At 72.6% G+C, this 18,243-nt stretch carries 14 protein-coding genes; 6 read left to right on the forward strand and 8 right to left on the reverse strand.

Annotated features, from left to right (window positions below):
• Positions 1–538 precede the first annotated feature (538 nt).
• From KJS59_RS00950 to KJS59_RS00975, 6 genes are read left to right on the forward strand one after another with little or no spacing between them, the layout of a single operon-like run.
• Positions 539–1,648 carry a hypothetical protein gene (locus tag KJS59_RS00950; protein WP_213450275.1) on the forward strand — a complete coding sequence of 370 codons (1,110 nt, stop codon included), beginning with the start codon at positions 539–541 and terminating at the stop codon, positions 1,646–1,648.
• On the forward strand, positions 1,635–4,490 hold the full coding sequence (locus KJS59_RS00955) for a sensor histidine kinase (protein ID WP_213450276.1): 2,856 nt from the start codon (positions 1,635–1,637) through the stop codon (positions 4,488–4,490). Before KJS59_RS00950 ends, KJS59_RS00955 begins: the two co-directional genes overlap by 14 nt.
• A complete protein-coding gene (locus KJS59_RS00960; protein WP_213450277.1) occupies positions 4,487–4,918 on the forward strand; it encodes a roadblock/LC7 domain-containing protein in 432 nt (143 codons plus the stop codon). Before KJS59_RS00955 ends, KJS59_RS00960 begins: the two co-directional genes overlap by 4 nt.
• Positions 4,915–5,352 carry a DUF742 domain-containing protein gene (locus KJS59_RS00965; protein ID WP_213450278.1) on the forward strand — a complete coding sequence of 146 codons (438 nt, stop codon included), beginning with the start codon at positions 4,915–4,917 and terminating at the stop codon, positions 5,350–5,352. Before KJS59_RS00960 ends, KJS59_RS00965 begins: the two co-directional genes overlap by 4 nt.
• Positions 5,330–5,941 carry a GTP-binding protein gene (locus tag KJS59_RS00970; protein WP_376771105.1) on the forward strand — a complete coding sequence of 204 codons (612 nt, stop codon included), beginning with the start codon at positions 5,330–5,332 and terminating at the stop codon, positions 5,939–5,941. Before KJS59_RS00965 ends, KJS59_RS00970 begins: the two co-directional genes overlap by 23 nt.
• Before the next feature lie 40 nt (positions 5,942–5,981).
• Positions 5,982–6,356: a hypothetical protein gene (locus tag KJS59_RS00975; protein ID WP_213450279.1), complete on the forward strand. Its 375-nt coding sequence runs from the start codon at positions 5,982–5,984 to the stop codon at positions 6,354–6,356.
• 13 nt (positions 6,357–6,369) lie between these two features.
• Here KJS59_RS00975 and KJS59_RS00980 read toward each other — a convergent pair whose 3' ends face one another.
• The 8 genes from KJS59_RS00980 to glgC all read right to left on the reverse strand — a co-directional run bounded on the left by KJS59_RS00980 (position 6,370) and on the right by glgC (position 18,196).
• Positions 6,370–6,783, reverse strand: a complete 414-nt coding sequence (locus KJS59_RS00980) for a DUF1707 SHOCT-like domain-containing protein (protein ID WP_213450280.1) — start codon at positions 6,781–6,783, stop codon at positions 6,370–6,372.
• Positions 6,784–7,029: 246 nt separating this feature from the next.
• The gene (yicI, locus tag KJS59_RS00985) at positions 7,030–9,312 is read right to left on the reverse strand and encodes an alpha-xylosidase (protein WP_213450281.1); all 2,283 of its coding nucleotides are present in this window, start codon (positions 9,310–9,312) and stop codon (positions 7,030–7,032) included.
• Between the two features lie 48 nt (positions 9,313–9,360).
• Positions 9,361–10,191: a carbohydrate ABC transporter permease gene (locus KJS59_RS00990; protein WP_213450282.1), complete on the reverse strand. Its 831-nt coding sequence runs from the start codon at positions 10,189–10,191 to the stop codon at positions 9,361–9,363.
• Entirely contained in the window at positions 10,188–11,144 is a 957-nt protein-coding gene (locus KJS59_RS00995; RefSeq protein ID WP_249713760.1) for a carbohydrate ABC transporter permease, read from the reverse strand. The genes KJS59_RS00990 and KJS59_RS00995 overlap by 4 nt, the downstream gene beginning before the upstream one ends.
• Complete coding sequence (locus KJS59_RS01000) at positions 11,141–12,445, reverse strand: ABC transporter substrate-binding protein (RefSeq protein ID WP_213450283.1); 1,305 nt, start codon at positions 12,443–12,445, stop codon at positions 11,141–11,143. The genes KJS59_RS00995 and KJS59_RS01000 overlap by 4 nt, the downstream gene beginning before the upstream one ends.
• A gap of 306 nt (positions 12,446–12,751) precedes the next feature.
• A complete protein-coding gene (glgB, locus tag KJS59_RS01005; RefSeq protein WP_213450284.1) occupies positions 12,752–14,866 on the reverse strand; it encodes a 1,4-alpha-glucan branching protein GlgB in 2,115 nt (704 codons plus the stop codon).
• The gene (locus tag KJS59_RS01010; RefSeq protein ID WP_213450285.1) at positions 14,854–16,860 is read right to left on the reverse strand and encodes an alpha-1,4-glucan--maltose-1-phosphate maltosyltransferase; all 2,007 of its coding nucleotides are present in this window, start codon (positions 16,858–16,860) and stop codon (positions 14,854–14,856) included. The genes glgB and KJS59_RS01010 overlap by 13 nt, the downstream gene beginning before the upstream one ends.
• Before the next feature lie 106 nt (positions 16,861–16,966).
• A complete protein-coding gene (glgC, locus tag KJS59_RS01015; protein WP_213450286.1) occupies positions 16,967–18,196 on the reverse strand; it encodes a glucose-1-phosphate adenylyltransferase in 1,230 nt (409 codons plus the stop codon).
• Positions 18,197–18,243 lie beyond the last annotated feature (47 nt).

The raw sequence follows: 18,243 nt of genomic DNA on the forward strand, positions 1-18,243 counted from the left end.
GCCCTTCCTCGGCGGGGCCGGGTCCCGTCAGACTCCCCGCCCCTCCCGTTCTACGTAGCGGGGGCGCGCGCGGATGAACCGTTCTGCCAATTTGTTCGTTGAATTTCCTGGGCCTCTTTTCGGGGACGTGGGCGGAGGGTGGCTCCCGGCACTCCCCCACCCGGTCGACCGCGGCTCAGCCGGGCGTTCAGCGGCGACTGCCCAATGGGGACGGCCGCCCACCCGGCCGGCGCGGGTGGGAACGCCACGGTCCCGACTTCGCCAGTGGTGATCTCATGATGAAAACTCAGAGTTTTTGGGGCACTCCCCTCACCGCGGCCGTTGCCGGTCACCGAGCCACGACAGACCGTCCACCATGTTCATACGCACAGTCATGGGAGCGCTTCCGGGTCGTCGTTACGGAAGCGGCCCCCCGATCGGCCGTCTTTCCGCACCCCGCCCGCCGTCCTAGGTTCACCTGGACGCCGGACCGGACGCCCTGTGTGGGGGCTTCCGGCCGGCGTGGTGATTCCGTCGTGGCCGCCGGAAAGGGTGGACGATGACCTCTGCCATGCGGACGTCGCCGGGGGGTGCGGGCCGGCGGCATCCCGTGCTGCGCGCCCTCCTGGCCCTCGCCCTCCTCGTCCCCACCGGCGTGCTGTTCGTCCAAGTCTGGACCAGCCGCTCCGCCGACCTCGCGTACGCCGCCAAGGAACGGCTCGGCGTCGAGTACCTGATCACCCTGCGCCGGGTCGCGACCGGCCTGGCGGACAACGCCTCCGCCGTCGTCGCCGGGCGCACGGTCGGCGCCGACGCCCTGGCCACCGCGGTTGCGGACATGGGAGCCGTGGACCGCCGGATCGGCGGGGACCTGCGCGCCACCCAGCGCTGGGCCGGGCTGCGGACGAAGATCGAGTCGCTGCCCGTGGCCGCCGACCCGGCGGCTGGGATGGCCGCGTACGGCGAGGCCACCGACCTGCTCACCGCGCTGTTCGAGGCGGTGCGGACCGAATCCGGCCTGGTCCGCGACCCGGACGCCGACGCGTACTTCCTCCAGGACGCGGCGGCCCAGGAACTGCCCGAGGCGGTGATCGCCGCCGGGCACCTGGCCGACGTGCTGACCACCGCCGCCCGGGCCCGCCCGGCCGACCGGGCCGGGTGGGCCGGCGACGAGACGGTGGCCCGGGCCGCCGCCCTCAGCCCCGTCCGCGACCTGGCCGACGACGTGCGCAGCGCGGTGGACGAGTCGCGCAGCCGGACGCTGGGCGAGGCGCTGCTGAGTCGGGTGGACCGCTTCCGCCGCGCGATCGACGCGCTGACCGGCATGTCGGCGGTCAAGCCCGACGGCCCCCGGCTCACCACCGAGCAGATCGGCAGCGCGCGCACCGAGGTGCAGGCGGCCGCCGCGGACCTGGCCGCGACGATGTTCACCCAGCTGGACGGGCAGCTGCGGGACCGCGCCGACCGGCTGCGCGCCGAGCGGCTGACCGCGGTCGGCGCCATGGCCCTCGCGGTGCTGATGGCGGTCACGCCCGCCCTCGGCGTCGCGGTGCGGGCCGGCCGGCACCGCCGCCGCGCCACCCGGTGGGCGCCCGACGAGCGCGGGCCGACACCCCCGCCGGCCGGGGGCGAACAGCCGGAGCGGGAGTGGGCCCGTGCTGCTCGGTAGATTACGGATCCGCGGCAAGCTGACCCTGCTCGTCCTGCTGCCCCTGCTGGCCGTCGCCGGCCTGACCGTGCCGCTGGTGATCAACCGGACGCAGGTCGCCGCGCGGGCCGGCGACACCGCCCGCACGGTCCGGGTGGCCAGCGAGGTGGGCGCGCTCGTCCAGGACCTCCAGCTCGGCCGGCTGCTGGCCGTCGGGCGGGTACTCGGCGTCGTCGACCGCAACCGGGTCGTCGTCCAGGACGCCCAGATCTCGGACCGGGTCGCCAACGTGCGCGGCGACCTCGGCGCCGACCTGCCGGCGGGGGTGGACGCGGCGATCGGCACGATCGGCAACCTGACCGGCGTCCAGCTCGCCGTGCTCGGCGGCAACGCGGCGACCGGCTCGGTGCTCTCCGGGTACGGCGAGGTGATCGACCGGCTGATCGACTCGCTGCGCCTGCTCGACATCGCCGACGTGACCACCTCCGCGGGGCGCCAGGTGGTGGCCCTCGACGCGGTGCTGCGCCTGGACGAGAAGATCAGCCTCGGCGCCGTCCAGCTCGCGCTGCTGGTGGCGCAGCCCGACAGCGTCGCGGTGGCCCGGTACGCGGCGAACCTGGCCGCGCTGCAGCCGGAGGCCGACCGGTTCACCCGGTACGCCACGCCCGAGCAGAACCGGCTGTACCTGCTCGTGCAGCAGGCGCTCAACCAGCGCCTCGGCACCGCCCTGCCGACCCAGATCCAGACCGACCCGGTCCAGGCGCTGGCCCGGTTCACCGTGTCGCACCTGTTCCCGTCGCTGGAGTCGTTCACCACGCTGGGCCGGTTCGTCGAACGCAAGATCGTCAACGACGTGACCGCCGAGGTCACCGCCCAGCAGGGCACCGTGCTGGCCACCGCGTACCTGGCCGCCGGCCTGGCCCTGCTGATCCTGGTCGTGGTGGTGCTGATGAGCGTCGCGATGGCCCGGTCGGTGGCCCGGCCGCTGACCCGGCTGACCGCCTCCGCCGAGCGGGTCGCCGCGGTCGCCGACGCCGAACTGCGACGGGTCGCCGACGACAGCGTCGACGGCGACGCGGACAGCGCCGGGCCGATCCGGCTGGAGTCGGTCGACGTGCGGGCCGGCGACGAGATCGGCGAGCTGGCGCGGGCGTTCGACCGGGTGCAGACCACCGCCGCCCGACTGGTCGAGCGGCAGGTCGCCAGCCGGCGCAACGTGGCGCTGATGTTCGGCCACGTCGGCCGGCGCACGCAGAACCTGGTCGGCCGGCAGCTCGCCCTCATCGACCGGCTGGAGCAGCAGGAGGTCAACCCACAGCGGCTGCAGGAGCTGTACCGGCTGGACCACGTCTCCAACCGGCTGCGGCGCAACGCCGGCAGCCTGGTCGTGCTCTCCGGCGCGGCCGGCGGCGAGGAGCACACCGCCCCGCTGCCGCTGGCCGACGCCGCCCGGCTGGCGCTGGGCGAGATCGAGGACTACACCCGGGTGGACGTGCGCATCCCGCCCGGCCCGACGCTGGTCCCGGCGGTCGCGGGCGACCTGGTGCTGGTCCTGGCGGAGCTGATGGAGAACGCCACGTCGTTCTCCCCGCCGCACACCCGGGTCACGGTGACCGCGGTCGGCACCGACCGGGGCGAGCGGATCACCATCGAGGACCGGGGCCTGGGGCTGTCCCCGGAACGGATGGCCGAGGAGAACAGCCGGCTGGCCCGGCGCGAACGCCTCGACCTGGCGCCGACCGAGGTGCTCGGCCTGTTCGTGGTGGGCCGGCTGGCGCGCAAGCACGGCCTCGGCGTGGCGCTCGCGCCGACCGCCGGCGGCGGCGTCACCGCGATCGTCGAGATCGGGGCGGAACTGCTACTCGACACCGCCCACGCCCCCGAGCCGCGGGCGGTCGAGCCGGCGAACGGCCCGTGGCCGGCGCTGGACCGGGTGATGGCCCGCGCCGCGGACGCCACCGACGCGCCGGTGCCGCTGAACGTGGTCGCGCTGAACCGGGCCAGCCGCACCATCGGGACGGCCCGATCGTGGAACGCCTTCGCGCCCCGCCCGAAGGGCGGCGACCAGCGGTCCTTCCCGGCCCGGCCGTCCCTGCCGGCGGGTCCCGCGCCCGCCCCGGCGCCCCCTGCCCTGGCGCCACCCACCCCGGCACGGCCCGCCTCGGCACCGCCGCGCCCCGCTCCGGCGCCGCCGGCCACCCCGCTGGCCGCGGTGCCGCGCGGGTCGGCGTCCGCGCCGGTCTCGGCGCCACCGGCCGCGCCGGCACCGCCGATCATCACCACGCCGCCGGTGGTCTCCGCACCGCCGGCCCCGCCCGCGCCGCCGGTGGTCTCCGCCGCGCCGCTCGACGTTCCGGCCGCCGACATCGCCGCCGACGTGGACGTGCCGCCGCCACCACCATCGCCGCCGGCGGCTCGCCGTCCGCTGCTGCGGCAACGGGTGCCCGGGGCGCAACTGCCCGAGGGGTCGCTCACCGGCACGGCGGTTCCCCGCCCGTCCGCCGAGCCGGCCGGCGCATCGGCGGAGGACCCGGTCCGCGCCCGCGCCGTGGTGGAGGAGTTCGAGGCCGGCGTGCGGCGCGCGCAGGGAGTCTCGGGTGCGGCGCCCGCCACCGGCACAGCGCCGGCCGGGGACGCGGCGCGGTCGGGCCTGAGCCGCCGGGTACCCGGCGCGACGCTGCCGGCGGCGCCGCCGCGGCGGGAGACCACGCCACCGCCGCCGGGCGGGGCGCCGGATCCGGAGGCCGCCCGCGACCTCCTGGAGCAGTTCGAGTCCGGGGTGCTCCGGGCGCTGCGGGAGGTGGGGTCGGACCGCCGGGCCACCGGTTCGGGACATCAGCAGGAAGAGGGAACCGCACGATGAGCAGCTCGCTACAGCTCAGCCCCGAGGCACAGACGTTCAACTGGCTGCTGGACTCGTTCACGTCCGGCACCGCCGGGGTCCGCGAGGCGATCGCCGTCTCCTCGGACGGCCTGCTCATGGCGATGTCCAACATCACCGACCGGGCGAACGCCGAGCGGCTGGCCGCCGTGGTCTCCGGGCTGACCAGCCTGGCCACCGGCGCCGCGAGCTGGTACCAGCTGGGCACCCTGAACCGCGTCGTGATCGACATGGCCGACGGGTACCTGCTGGTCACCTCGATCAGCAGCGGCTCGGTGCTCGGCGTCATCGCCGACCGCACCGCCAGCCTCGGCACCGTGGCGTACGAGATGACGCTGTTCGCCAACCGGGCCGGCGACGCCCTGACCCCCCGCCTGATCGTCGAGTTGAAGAACGCCGTCCAGTCGTGACCGGACCGGCGGGCGGAGGGCGCGACCCGGGCGACCCGGGCGGTGTCGCGCGGATCCGGCCGTACCTGGGCGTGGAGGCCGGGCCGGACGGGGAGCCGGAGCCCCCGCCGGACGGGCTGCGCCCGTTCGTGCTGACCGCCGGCCGGGTCACCGGCGCCGACTCGGACATCGGCCTGGAAACCCAGGTGACCGCCCGCACCGGGGCGCCGCCGTACGGCCTGGCGCGCGAACTGCGCACGATCGTGGCGCTCTGCGCGACCCCGGTCTCGGTGGCGGAGATCTCCGCCCGGTCCGGGCTGCACCTGGGCGTCACCCGGATCCTCGTCGGCGACCTGCGGGCCGCCGGCTACCTGGACGTGCACGCGCACGACCTGCGACCCGCCGACCCCGACATCATCCTGCGAGTGATCCGTGGACTACGTGCGATCTCCTGAGGGCGGCGAACCCGCCGCGGCCACCACCACCCCACCGGTACCGGTGAAGATCGTCATCGCCGGCGGCTTCGGCGTGGGCAAGACCACCACGGTCGGGGCGATCAGCGAGATCGCCCCGCTGACCACCGAGGCCGAGATGACCGCGGCCGGCGTCGGCGTGGACGACCCCGGCCCGGCCGGCGGCAAGACCACCACGACGGTGGCGATGGACTTCGGCTGCGTCACCATCGACCGCAGCCTCAAGCTGTACCTGTTCGGCACGCCGGGGCAGGCCCGCTTCGGCTTCATGTGGGACGACCTGGCCCGCGGCGCGCTGGCCGCGCTGGTGGTGGTCGACAGCGCCCGGCTGGACGACTGCTACCCGGCGGTGGACTACTTCGAGCGGGCCGGGCTGCCGTTCGTGGTCGCGGTCAACGCGTTCGACGGCAGGCTCGCCCACGACCTGGACGCGGTGCGCTGGGCGCTGGCGGTCGACGAGCGGATCCCGGTGGTGGCCTTCGACGCCCGGGACCGGCTCTCCGTCCGGGACACCCTGCTGGTGCTGCTGAACCGGGCGCTGGACGAGGCGCTGCGCCAGCAGTCCCCGTAGGCTGGCGCGCAGCGCCGGCGAGCAGCGGGAGGTGGAGGGGGTGCGCGGTGACCTGGACGACGCGCTGGCCCGGATGGCCCGCCGGGACGAGATGCTGCGCCGGGCCCGCGCCGCGAGCGGCTGCACCCCCGCCGTGACCGAGGTGACCGAGGCGCTGCGCCGGGTCGTGGCGGAGCGGCCGGAGCTGGTGGTCACCGTCCGGGTCCACGAGGAGCGGTCGGTCAGCGAGGCCCGGGTGGCCTGGCGGGACGGCGAGGTCCGGGTCACCATGCGGCCGGCGTCCGACGGGCCGTACCCCCGGCCGCCGGATGAGCCCCGGGCCACGAACGGCACCCCCGCCCGGCACCGGGACGACCCGGGTACCGCCGCCGCGCGCCTGGCCGACCTGCTGCGTGCGGAGAACCCCGAACGGTAGCCCGGGAGGGGGGTCAGCCGGTGGATTCCCGGCGGCGGATCAGACTGGAGCCGATCGTGGCGACCAGCAGCGCGGCGCCGCTCGGCCCGGCGACCCAGATCGGCCAGGGGTAGATAGCCCGGTGGCTGGACACGGAGGCGAGCACCCAGAAGGTGACGTTGACCGCGAGCACGGCCGCCCAGACGGTCCAGATCACCGCCAGCGCGAGCGGCAGCCGGCGCGGCGGCACCGCCGCGGGCGGCGCCGGCTCCGCCGGCAGGTCGGCCACCAGCCGGGACAGGTGCCCGAACGTGCGGGCGGTGAACACGTCCCGCACCCGGTCGTCGTACTCCGGCAGGGTCAGCCGCCCGTCGGTCAACGCCCCGCGCAGGCGGTCCGCCACCCGGCGCCGGTCCTCGTCGCCGGCCCGCAGCCCATCCCGGTTCATGCTCCACCCCCTCGGCTGGCGTGGCCGTCGCCCGCGCCGATGGTTGGGCGTTTTCCCGCCGCGGGCCGGCTCATTCGCGGATTCCGCCGGCGGGACGGCCACCGACCAGGTGACCGGGAAGCGACCGCCGGCACCGCCAGCCCGCCCATCCCGCTGGCCGCGCCCGTCCTCCCTCCGGTCACGCTGGTCGGGTGGCTCGCCGGCACCGCGCGCCGACCACCACAGCGGCGCGCGGTGCCGGGCGCTCTACAGCGCGACCGTCGCCGCGTCGACGTCGGCGGCGACCCGGGTGACCGCCCCGCCCGCCGGCTGGACCCGCCAGGGGGCCGAGCCGAGGGTGCGGCGCACCGCGACCTCGCCACCGTCGCGGGTCACCTCGAAGACCGCGGCCGGCCCGCCGGTCGTCGACGGCACGGTGACGGTCGTGCGGGAACCCGCCTCGATCTCGTACAGCCGCAGCGTGACCCCGTCCGCGTAGTCGTAGTCCGGGCGGTCGTCCCGGGCGCCGATCGCCAGTACCTTGCCGGGCCGCACGAACACCGGCACGCTGTCGAAGCCGACCGTCTCCCGGACCCAGCGCGGGCCCTCGACCACCTCGCCGGTCAGCAGGTGCGTCCACCGGCCGGCCGGCACGTAGTACGACGTGTCGCCGGCGGCCGCGAAGACCGGGGCCACCAGCAGCGCGTCCCCGAGCATGTACTGCCGGTCGAGGAAGAGACAGGACGGGTCGTCCGGGAAGTCCGCGACCATCGGCCGCATCACCGGCATGCCCTCGGCCGAGGCGGTCACCGCCTGGCCGAACAGGTACGGCATGAGGGTGGCCTTGAGCTTGGTGAACGAGCGCAGCACGTCCACCGACTCCTCGTCGAACTCCCACGGCACCCGGTAGCTGCTGCTGCCGTGCAGGCGGCTGTGCGAGGAGAGCAGCCCGAACGGGATCCACCGCTTGAAGACGGCGGGTTCCGGGCGCCCCTCGAAGCCGCCGATGTCGTGGCTCCAGAAGCCGAACCCGGACATCGCGAGCGACAGGCCGCCGCGCAGGCTCTCCGCCATCGACACGAAGGTGGACTCGCAGTCGCCGCCCCAGTGCACCGGGAACTGCTGGCCGCCGGCCGTCGCCGAGCGGGCGAACAGCACCGCCTCGTGCTCGCCCCGGTGCTCGCGCAGCAGGTCGAAGACGGTCTGGTTGTAGATCTGGGTGTAGTAGTTGTGCATCCGCTCCGGATCGGCGCCGTCGTGCCAGACCACGTCGGTCGGGATCCGCTCGCCGAAGTCGGTCTTGAAGGCGTCCACGCCCATGTCCAGCAGGCCCCGCAGCTTGTCGGCGAACCACCGCCGGGCGCCCGGGTTGGTGAAGTCGACCAGGCCCATGCCGGCCTGCCAGCGGTCCCACTGCCAGACGTCGCCGTCCGGGGTGCGCACCAGGAAGCCGCGCTCGGCACCCTCGGCGAACAGCGCCGAGCGCTGCGCGATGTACGGGTTGATCCAGACGCAGACCCGCAGGCCCCGCTCGCGCAGGCGCTTGAGCATGCCGACCGGGTCCGGGAAGACGGCCGGGTCCCACTCGAAGTCGGACCAGTGGAACTCCCGCATCCAGAAGCAGTCGAAATGGAACACGGCCAGCGGCACGTCCCGGTCCGCCATGCCGCCGACGAACTTGTTCACCGTCTCCTCGTCGTACGACGTGGTGAACGACGTGCTCAGCCACAGCCCGAACGACCAGGCGGGCGGCAGCGCCGGGCGGCCGGTCAGCGCGGTGTACTTGCGCAGGATCTCCCGCGGCGTCGGCCCGTAGATGACCAGGTACTCCAGGGACTGCCCGGCGACGCTGAACGACACCCGGGACACCGCCTCGGAGCCGACCTCGAAGGAGACCAGACCGGGGTGGTTGACGAACACCCCGTACCCGCGGTTGGTCAGGTAGAAGGGGATGTTCTTGTACGCCTGCTCGCTGCTCGTGCCGCCGTCGGCGTTCCAGATGTCGACCACCTGGCCGTTCTTCACCAGCGGGCCGAACCGCTCGCCGAGCCCGTACACCTGCTCGCCGACGCCCAGGGTGAGCTGCTCGCGGACGTAGTGCCCGCCGTCCCCGGCGGCGCCGCCGGTCGCCAGCACGGCCATCGCCTTGAACCCGCTGAAGGTGAGCACCTCGCCGCCGGCCAGGAAGTCCAGCCGCCAGTCGTCGCCCCGGTTGAACCGGGCGGTCAGCGCACCGGAGGTGATGCTGGCGGCGTCCGTGCCCACCTCGGTCCGGACCGCCACACCGGGGTCGGTCCGCAGGGCGAACTCGGGCCGGCGGCGCCGGCCGCCGAGAAAGTGGCTGACCTTCACGGCGATCACGTCCGGCGCCGGCGAGGTGCAGCGGACCGTCACCAGCGGCCGGTTCAGCGTGTCGCCGCGGTGCTCGATCCGCTTCGTGGGCGCGTAGACGGTCAGCGCCGACGGCTCCGCCGCCACGTCGTGGACCTCGGCGGGGTACAGCGCCCGGACGCCCTCGCGCAGGTGCCAGTAGCCGTCGGTGAACTTCATGGGGGGCTCGCTTCCGATCAGAGTAGGGGTTGGCGAGGGAGGGGCTGGCTACTTGGCGGCGCCGGCCATGACGCCGCGGCTGAGGGTCCGCTGGAAGATCAGGAAGAACAGCACGGCCGGGACGATGCCCATCAGCGCCGAGGCGCTGGTGGTGGTGGCGTCCATCTGCCGCTCGCCCTGCAGCACGCCGAGCGCGACCGGCACGGTCTGGAGGTCGTTGGAGATCAGGAAGATCAGCGGGAGGAAGAACTCGTTCCAGGTCCAGATGAAGAAGAACGTGAACAGCACCGACAGGCTCGGCCAGCTCACCGGCACCACGACCCGGACCAGCGTGCGCAGCCGGCCGGCGCCGTCCAGCTCGGCCGCCTCCAGCAGTTCGCGCGGGAACGACGCGTACACCGAGGAGAGCAGGTACGTGCCGAACGCGCTCTGGATCGCGGTGAAGATGATGACCAGGACCAGGCGGCCGTTGTAGAGGCCCACCTCCTTCGACAGGTAGTACAGCGGGTAGGCCAGCGCCTCCTGCGGGAGCAGGTTCGCCAGCAGGAAGAAGACCAGGAACGCGGTGCGGCCGCGCAGCCGGCCGATGCCGAGCGCGTACGCGTTGAGCACCGACACGGCCACCCCGAGGACCGCCACCGAGCCGATGATCAGGAAGCTGTTCCACAGCTTCTCGCCGAAGTCGACCCGGAACCAGAAGTCCACGATGCCGGCGAGGCTCAGCCCGTGCGGCCAGGACAGCGGGCCGTGCGCGGCGTAGTCGCCCGGCGTCTTGACCGCGTTGACGACCACCGCCAGGAACGGGGCCAGCACGAGCAGCACCGCGACGGTCAGCACGCCCAGCACCGCGTACCCGTTGAACCGGCGCGCCCAGCTCACGCGTCCTCACCCCGGGCCTGCAACCGCAGGAACACGACGCTGAGCAGGACGATGATGAGCGCCAGCACGGTGGAGATCGCCGCGCCGTAGCCGACCTGCGCCCGCTCGAAGAAGTTCCGGTAGGCGAAGTACGACGGGACCAGCGTGGCGTTGCCCGGGCCGCCCCGGGTCAGCACGAAGATCTGCGCGAACACCTTGAGCGCGGCGATGGTGGTGGTCACCAGCACCACGTAGATCTCGGGCCGGATGACGTGCACGGCGATGCGGGCGAACTTCTGCCGCCGGTTCGCGCCGTCCAGGTCGGCGGCCTCGTACAGTTCCGGGTCCACGCGTTGCAGCCCGGCCATGAACATCACCACCGGGTACCCGACCTGGAACCAGATCAGCACGCCCATCACGCTGTACAGCGCGTACCGCGGGTCGCCGAGCCAGTTGCGGGCCAGCGGGGCGAGCCCCGCCCTCTCCAGCAGCGCGTTGAGCGCGCCGTAGCCGGGGTGCAGGATCCAGCCCCAGACGATGCCGGTCACCGCCACCGGGAGCACCTGCGGCAGGTAGAACCCGGACCGGAACAGGCTGGCGGTGCGGGCGCCGAACCGCGTGGCCACGAAGTCGTACAGCACCGCGGCCAGCAGCAGGCCGAGCAGCGTGGGCACGACCGCCATCGCCACGATGAGGAACAGGATGTTCCGGAACGACGCCCAGAAGTTGTCGTCGTCGAGCAGCCGCCGGTAGTTGTCCCACCCGATCCACTCCGGCACGCCCACCCCGGACCACCGGGTAAAGCTGGTGCCGACGTTCATCAGCAGCGGCACCACGATGACGGCGAGGGCGAGCAGCGCGCCGGGGAGCAGGAACACGGCGTACCCCCGGCCGCGGCGGGGCCGGCGGCGCGCGGTCGCCCGCGCACCATCGGTCGCTGCGGCCGCCGGGGCCGGCCGGGTCGTGGTGGTCACTTGCCCAGGCTGGTCAGGTTGTCGACGTACGGCTTGGCGATCTCGTCCAGCACCTGGTCCGGGGTCTTGCTGGCGTTGATCAGCTGCTGTACGCCGGCGACCAGCACGTCGTAGTACCCGGGCGCCGGCCAGTCCGGGTAGAACGCCAACCCGTCCGCGGAGTTGATCTTATTGAAGTTCTCGATCAGCTCCTGGCTCTTGGCGTCCGTGATCGCCGACGGGTCCGCCGCCACCGGCACGCCGCCCGAGTTGCCGAGCAGGTTCTGGATCTCCTTCTTCATCGTGATGTCGATGAAGTCGTAGGCCAGCTCCTTGTTCCTGGCGTGCTGGGGCACCACCCAAAGGTTCCCCGCCGAGCCGGGGTGCAGGCTGTTGCCCGGGAACAGGAACGTGCCCCACTCGAAGTTCTTGATCTCGGCGGCGAACCGGCCGTACCACCAGCTACCGGAGATCAGGATCGGGAACGTGCCCTGCTCGAACGCGACCCCCATGTCCTCGGCCTTGATGCCGGCCGAGTTCTTGGCGATGTACCCCTTCCGCACCCAGTCCGCGAACGTGTTCGCCGCGTACGTGAGCTGCGGGCCGTGGAAGTCCACCCGGCTCTTGTAGAGCTGGTAGTCGTCCACGAAGGACCGGTCCGCCCGGGCCAGCGCCAGCTCGTAGAGGATCTGCTGCGCCGGGTACTCCGCGCCGCCGACCGACAGCGGGGTCACCTTCGCCGCCACGAACGTGTCCATCGCCGCGGTGAACTCGGCCAGCGTGGTCGGCACCCGGAGGTTGTGCTTGGCGAACAGGTCCTTGTTGTAATAGACCATCACGTACTCGCCGTAGTTCGGCACGCCGTACCAGTTGCCCGACCCCATGATCCCGTCCTGGTCGTACGTGGACGTGGTCCGCAACCCCGCGCCGATCAGCTTGTCCCAGCCGCGCCTGGTCGCCTCGCCGGTGAGGTCGGTCAGCAGGCCCTGCTTGGACAGCAGCCCCGCGGTCGCGTTCCCCTTGTTGTACTCCATGATGTCCGGCGCCTGGTCCGAGTTGAGGATCATGCCGGCGTTCTGCCGGATCTGCTCGAAGCCCTTCTCCTCGAACCGCACCGTCACGCCCGGGTGCGACGCCTCGAACTGCTTGATCGCCTCGTTCCAGGCCGTGCCCATCGCGCTGTTGGCGCCCTCGTAGTGCCACAGCCGCAGGGTCTTGCCGTCCCCGCCGCCGTCCTCGGCGTCCGCGCCGCACGCGGCCAGCGCCAGCGCGGCCACCGCCACTAGCGCGATGACCACCGCGCCCCGCCTGTACCGGAACACGTTTCTTCCTCCCCTTGGTGGTGTCTGCGCCGCTGGTGCCCTGTGCCGGCGGTCGCCCGTGCCGGGGTGGCACGGGTGGCCCGCGGGGGTTCGATGCCCCCTCACCACCACCTCTCCGCGTCCAACGTCTTCGCAGGTGGATGCCGTCGAAGCGCTTAGTCGAAACGCTTCGTCGAAGCGTTTAGCGGGACCGTACGAGCCAGGCGGGACGATTGTCAACGGCTGGGCGCCCGCGCACGGTCGCGGGTCGGCTGCCACCGGGCCATCCACCAGCCCCGGCCGCCACCCGCGACTGGACCGGCCGGGTTACGCGGGGCGCAGCCAGAGGGCGCCGAGCGGCGGGAGGGTGAGGCTGGCCGAGGCGGGCAGGCCGTGCCAGGGCACGTTCTCGCCGCGCGCCTCGCCGAGGTTGCCCACCCCCGAGCCACCGTACAGAGTGGAGTCGGTGTTCAGGATCTCCGCCCAGGCACCGGGCCGAGGCAGGCCGACGCGGTAGTCCTCGTGCGGCACCGCGGAGAAGTTGACCACGCAGGCGACCATCGAGCCGTCCGGCGCGAGGCGCAGGTACGCCAGGACGTTGTTCGCGGAGTCGTCCATGTTGATCCAGCGGAACCCGGCCGGCGTGGTGTCCTGGGCCCACAGGGCCGGGGTGGCCCGGTAGGTCCGGTTCAGGTCGACCAGCAGGCGCTGGACGCCCGCCCGGTCCGGGTCGTGCAGGAGGCTCCAGTTGAGCCCGCGGGACTCGCTCCACTCCTGGTCGTCGGCGAGTTCGCAGCCCATGAACAGCAACTGCTTGCCGGGGTGGGACCACATGAACGCCAGCAGCGCGCGGGTGTTGGCCAGGCGGCGCCAGGTGTCCCCGGGCATCTTGCCGGTCAGCGAGCCCTTGCCGTGCACCACCTCGTCGTGGCTGATCGGCAGCACGTAGTTCTCGCTCCACGCGTACACCGTGGAGAAGGTCATCTGGTGGTGGTGGTACTGGCGGTGGACCGGGTCCTTGCTCAGGTAGAGCAGGGAGTCGTGCATCCAGCCCATGTTCCACTTGAACCCGAAACCGAGGCCCTGCAGGTACGTGGGGCGGGTGACCCCGCCCCACGCGGTGGACTCCTCCGCGATGGTCACCACGCCCGGGTGGTGCTTGTAGACGGTCGCGTTCATCTCCTGGAGGAACGAGATGGCCTCCAGGTTCTCCCGGCCGCCGTACCTGTTCGGCGCCCACTGCCCCGCCTTGCGGGAGTAGTCCAGGTACAGCATCGAGGCGACGGCGTCCACGCGCAGGCCGTCCGCGTGGAACTCCTCGCACCAGTACAGCGCGTTCGCCACCAGGAAGTTGCGCACCTCCCGCCGGCCGAAGTCGAAGATGAACGTGCCCCAGTCCGGGTGCTCACCACGGCGCCAGTCCCCGTGCTCGTACAGGGGGGTCCCGTCGAAGCGGGCCAGCGCCCACTCGTCCTTCGGGAAGTGGGCGGGCACCCAGTCGAGGATGACGCCGATCCCGGCCCGGTGTAGGCGGTCCACCAGGTGACGGAAATCGTCCGGGGAGCCGAACCGGGAGGTCGGCGCGTAGTACCCGGTGACCTGGTACCCCCACGAGCCGCCGAACGGGTGCTCCATGACGGGCAGGAACTCGACGTGGGTGAAGCCCAGCTCGACCACGTACGTGGTGAGCTGGTCGGCGAGTTCCCGGTAGGACAGGCCGGGCCGCCACGAGCCGAGGTGGACCTCGTACACGCTCATCGGCTCGGTGTGCGGGCGAGCACCGGCCCGCTTGCGCAGCCAGTCGGCGTCCTTCCACTCGTACCGCGACGAGTAGACGACCGAGGCGGTGGCGGGCGGGATCTCGGTGTGCCGGGCGAGCGGGTCGGCCTTCTCGTGCCAGTGCCCGTCCCCGCCGAGGATCCGGAACTTGTACCGCTGCCCCTCCCGCGCGTCGGGCACGTACAACTCCCAGACACCGCTGCCGCCCAGCGACCGCATGGGCCAGCCGGTGTGCGCGTCCCAGCCGGTGAAGTCCCCGACCACCCGCACGCCGCGCGCGTTGGGCGCCCACACGGCGAACGCCACCCCGCCGTCCCGTGCGTGCGCGCCGAGGACCGTCCACAGTCGCTCGTGCCGGCCCTCGCCGATCAGGTGCAGGTCCAGTTCGCCGACCGTGGGCAGGTGCCGGTACGGGTCGTCGAGCGCGACACCGTCCACTTCGACCCGCCACGGCCCGAGCGCCTCCGGCACGACATCGGGCAGGACGACCTCGAAGACGCCCTCCGGGTGGACCCGGGTCATCGGGTGCCGATCGTCCCCGGCGAGCAGGTACACCTCGGCGGCGTCGCGGCGCAGGGTGCGCACGACCGTGCCCTTCCCCGCCGGGTGGGCGCCGAGGATCGCGTGCGGGTCGTGCACGCCGCCGGTGATCAGCTCGTCCATGCGTTCTCCCGGGTCTGCGCCCCACCGGCCCGGTGCGGGTGAACGGTGAAGATGTGCGCCGGCTGGATGTACGGGTCGAGCCGCACCGCGTTGTACTGGCCCCAGTCGTAGGTCACGCCGCTCAACTCGTCCCGCGCGTCGAAGCGCTCGTGCCAGTCCAGGCCGAGGGCGGGCATGTCGAGCACCACGTTGCCCCACTGCTCGTCCGCCGCGGCGAACGAGCAGACCACCAGGATGGTGTTGCCGGTCTCCGGGTCGCGTTTGGAGAAGACCAGCAGCGCGCCGTTGTCCACGTCGTGGAAGCGCAGGTTCCGCAGCCAGTGCAGGGCGGGGTTGGCCGCCCGGATCGCGTTGAGCCGGCCGACGAACCCGGCCAGCGACCGCCCCTCCGCCTCGGCCGCCGCCCAGTCCCGGGGCCGCAGCTCGTACTTCTCGCTGTCCAGGTACTCCTCGGCGCCGGGCCGGGCCACGTGCTCGAACAGCTCATACCCGGCGTACATGCCCCAGGACGGCGAGAGCATGCTCGCCAGTACCGCCCTGATCTTGAACATCGGCGGACCGCCGTGCTGAAGGCGCTCGTGCAGGATGTCAGGCGTGTTGGGCCAGAAGTTGGGGCGCATGTAGTCGGCGGCGGCGACCAGCTCCGCGCAGTACTGGCGCATCTCCCATGCGGCGGTGCGCCAGGTGAAGTACGTGTAGGACTGGCTGAAGCCGATCCTGGCGAGCGCGTGCATCATCGCCGGGCGGGTGAACGCCTCGGCCAGGAAGAGCACGTCCGGGTCGGCCTGCTTGACCTTCCAGATCAGCCACTGCCAGAACGCGACCGGCTTGGTGTGCGGGTTGTCGACCCGGAAGATCCGCACGCCCTGCTCGACCCAGTGCAGCACGATCCGCAGGATCTCCGCCCGGATCCCCTCCGGGTCGTTGTCGAAGTTCAGCGGGTAGATGTCCTGGTACTTCTTCGGCGGGTTCTCCGCGTACGCGATGGTGCCGTCCGGCCGGGTGGTGAACCACTCCGGGTGCCCGGCGACCCACGGGTGGTCCGGCGCGGCCTGCAACGCCAGGTCCAGGGCGACCTCCAGCCCCACCGACCGGGCCCGCTCGACGAAGTACCGGAAATCCGCCAGCGTCCCCAGGTCGGGGTGGATCGCGTCGTGGCCGCCCTCGGCGGCGCCGATCGCCCACGGCGAACCCACGTCGTCCGGGCCGGCGACGACGCTGTTGTTCCTCCCCTTGCGGTTGACCCGCCCGATCGGGTGGATCGGCGGCAGGTACAGCACGTCGAAGCCCATGGCGGCGACGCCCGGGAGCCGCTCGGCCGCCGTGCGGAACGTCCCCGACCGGGCGGGCCGGCCGTCGGCGGCGAGCACCGCGCCCTCCGAACGTGGGAAGAACTCGTACCAGGCGGAGAACAGCGCCTTCTTCCGGTCCACCCACAGCAGGTACGGCTCGGTGCTTGTGATCAACTCCCGCACCGGGTACCGCCAGAGCAGGTCCGCCGCGGCCAGGGCGCCGGCCACCCGCTCGGCCGGCGCCAGGCTCCCGTCGCGCAGCGCGGCGGCGGCCTCCCGCACCCGGTCCCGGTGCTTCTTCGGCACGATCCCGGCCGCCACGTCCAGCACCCGGGCGCCGATCTCGAGGTCGTTGGCCAGGTCCTCCGCCTGCTGCCCCGCCGCGATCTTCTTCTCGACCGCGTCCTTCCAGGTCAGGTACGGGTCGCCCCACGCCTCGACGGTGAAGCTCCAGCGGCCGGCGGCGTCCGGGCGGATGGTGGCGTGCCAGTGGTCGGTACCCGCCTCTCCCGGCGACATCCGGGTGAACCGGTCCTTGCGCCCGCCCGGGCCCTGCCAGACCACGTTGCAGCCGAGCGCCTCATGGCCCTCCCGGTAGGCCACGGCGGTGACGGGGACCAACTCGCCAACCACCGCCTTGGCGGGGTGGCTCCCACAGGCCACGCGCGGGGTCACGTTCTCGATGGGAAACCGGCCCGTCATGATCCCTACGTTAGTCAGCCGGCGGCGTTCCCGCGCGGCGGAGCACCCATTCCGCACGTCATCGCCGGGACCGGTGGGGCCCGCGGTGCGCGGGCCTCCCGCGCCGCTACGCGTAGACCTCCTGGCCCTTGCCCACGACCACCACGCCGCCCGCGGAAACGGTGTACCGGGTGCGATCCTTCTCGATGTCCACGCCGATCTCGGCGCCCTCGGGAACGACCACGTTCTTGTCGATGATCGCGTTGCGGATCACCGCGTGCCGGCCCACGTCCACGCCATCCATCAGCACCGACCCGCAGACGTGCGCCCACGAGTTGACCCGCACGTTCGGCGAGACGATGGAGTTCTCCACCAGCGAGCCGGAGATGACCACACCCGGGGAGATCATCGAGCCGACCGCCCGGCCGACCCGCTCCTGCCAACCGTGCACGAACTTCGCCGGCGGCCACGGCATGTTGCCGGTCAGGATCGGCCACTCGTGGTTGTACAGGTTGAACATCGGGTGGATCGAGATCAGGTCCATGTGCGCCTCGTAGAACGAGTCGAGCGTCCCCACGTCCCGCCAGTAGCCGCGGTCCCGCTCGGTGCTGCCCGGCACCTCGTTGTCCCGGAAGTCGTAGACGTTCGCCTCGCCGCGCTCGACCAGCATCGGGATGATGTTGCCGCCCATGTCGTGCTTGCTGTGCACGTTGCGGGCGTCGACGTCCACCGCCTCCCTGAGCGCGTCGACCGTGAATACGTAGTTGCCCATCGACGCGTAGATCTCGTCCGGCGCGTCCGGCAGGCCCGGGGCGTCGGTGGGCTTCTCCCGGAACGCCACGATCCGCCGCCCGTCCGGGCCGACCTCGATCACGCCGAACTGGTCCGCCATCGACAGCGGCTGCCGGATCGCGGCCACCGTCACGGCCGCGCCCGAGGCGATGTGGTCGGCCATCATCTGCTCCGGGTCCATCCGGTAGATGTGGTCCGCGCCGAAGACGATCACGTACTCCGGGCGGGCGTCATTGATCAGGTTCATGCTCTGGTGGATCGCGTCCGCGGAGCCGGCGAACCAGCGCGGGCCGAGCCGCTGCTGCGCCGGCACCGGGGTCACGTAGTTGCCCAGCAGCGTCGACATCCGCCAGGTCTTGGTGATGTGCAGGTCCAGCGAGTGCGACTTGTACTGGGTCAGCACCACCATCTTCAGGAACCCCGCGTTGGCCAGATTGGACAGCACGAAGTCGACCAGCCGGTAGATGCCGCCGAACGGCACGGCCGGCTTCGCGCGGTCCGCCGTCAGCGGCATCAGGCGCTTGCCCTCACCGCCCGCCAGCACGATTGCGAGGACCTTTGCCATGCCCAGACGTTAACCAAGGCCACCGTGTTGCACCAGCCGAACGGCCC

The sequence above is a fragment of the Rhizomonospora bruguierae genome, from assembly GCF_018397995.1.
Classification (GTDB): Bacteria; Actinomycetota; Actinomycetes; order Mycobacteriales; family Micromonosporaceae; genus Rhizomonospora; species Rhizomonospora bruguierae.

Coding starts and splice junctions, on each gene's coding strand:
- KJS59_RS00960 (WP_213450277.1), top strand. CDS start 4,487: ATGAGCAGCTCGCTACAGCTCAGCCCCGAGGCACAGACGTTCAACTGG.
- yicI (WP_213450281.1), bottom strand. CDS start 9,312: ATGAAGTTCACCGACGGCTACTGGCACCTGCGCGAGGGCGTCCGGGCG.
- glgC (WP_213450286.1), bottom strand. CDS start 18,196: ATGGCAAAGGTCCTCGCAATCGTGCTGGCGGGCGGTGAGGGCAAGCGC.
- KJS59_RS00980 (WP_213450280.1), bottom strand. CDS start 6,783: ATGAACCGGGATGGGCTGCGGGCCGGCGACGAGGACCGGCGCCGGGTG.
- glgB (WP_213450284.1), bottom strand. CDS start 14,866: ATGGACGAGCTGATCACCGGCGGCGTGCACGACCCGCACGCGATCCTC.
- KJS59_RS00950 (WP_213450275.1), top strand. CDS start 539: ATGACCTCTGCCATGCGGACGTCGCCGGGGGGTGCGGGCCGGCGGCAT.
- KJS59_RS01010 (WP_213450285.1), bottom strand. CDS start 16,860: ATGACGGGCCGGTTTCCCATCGAGAACGTGACCCCGCGCGTGGCCTGT.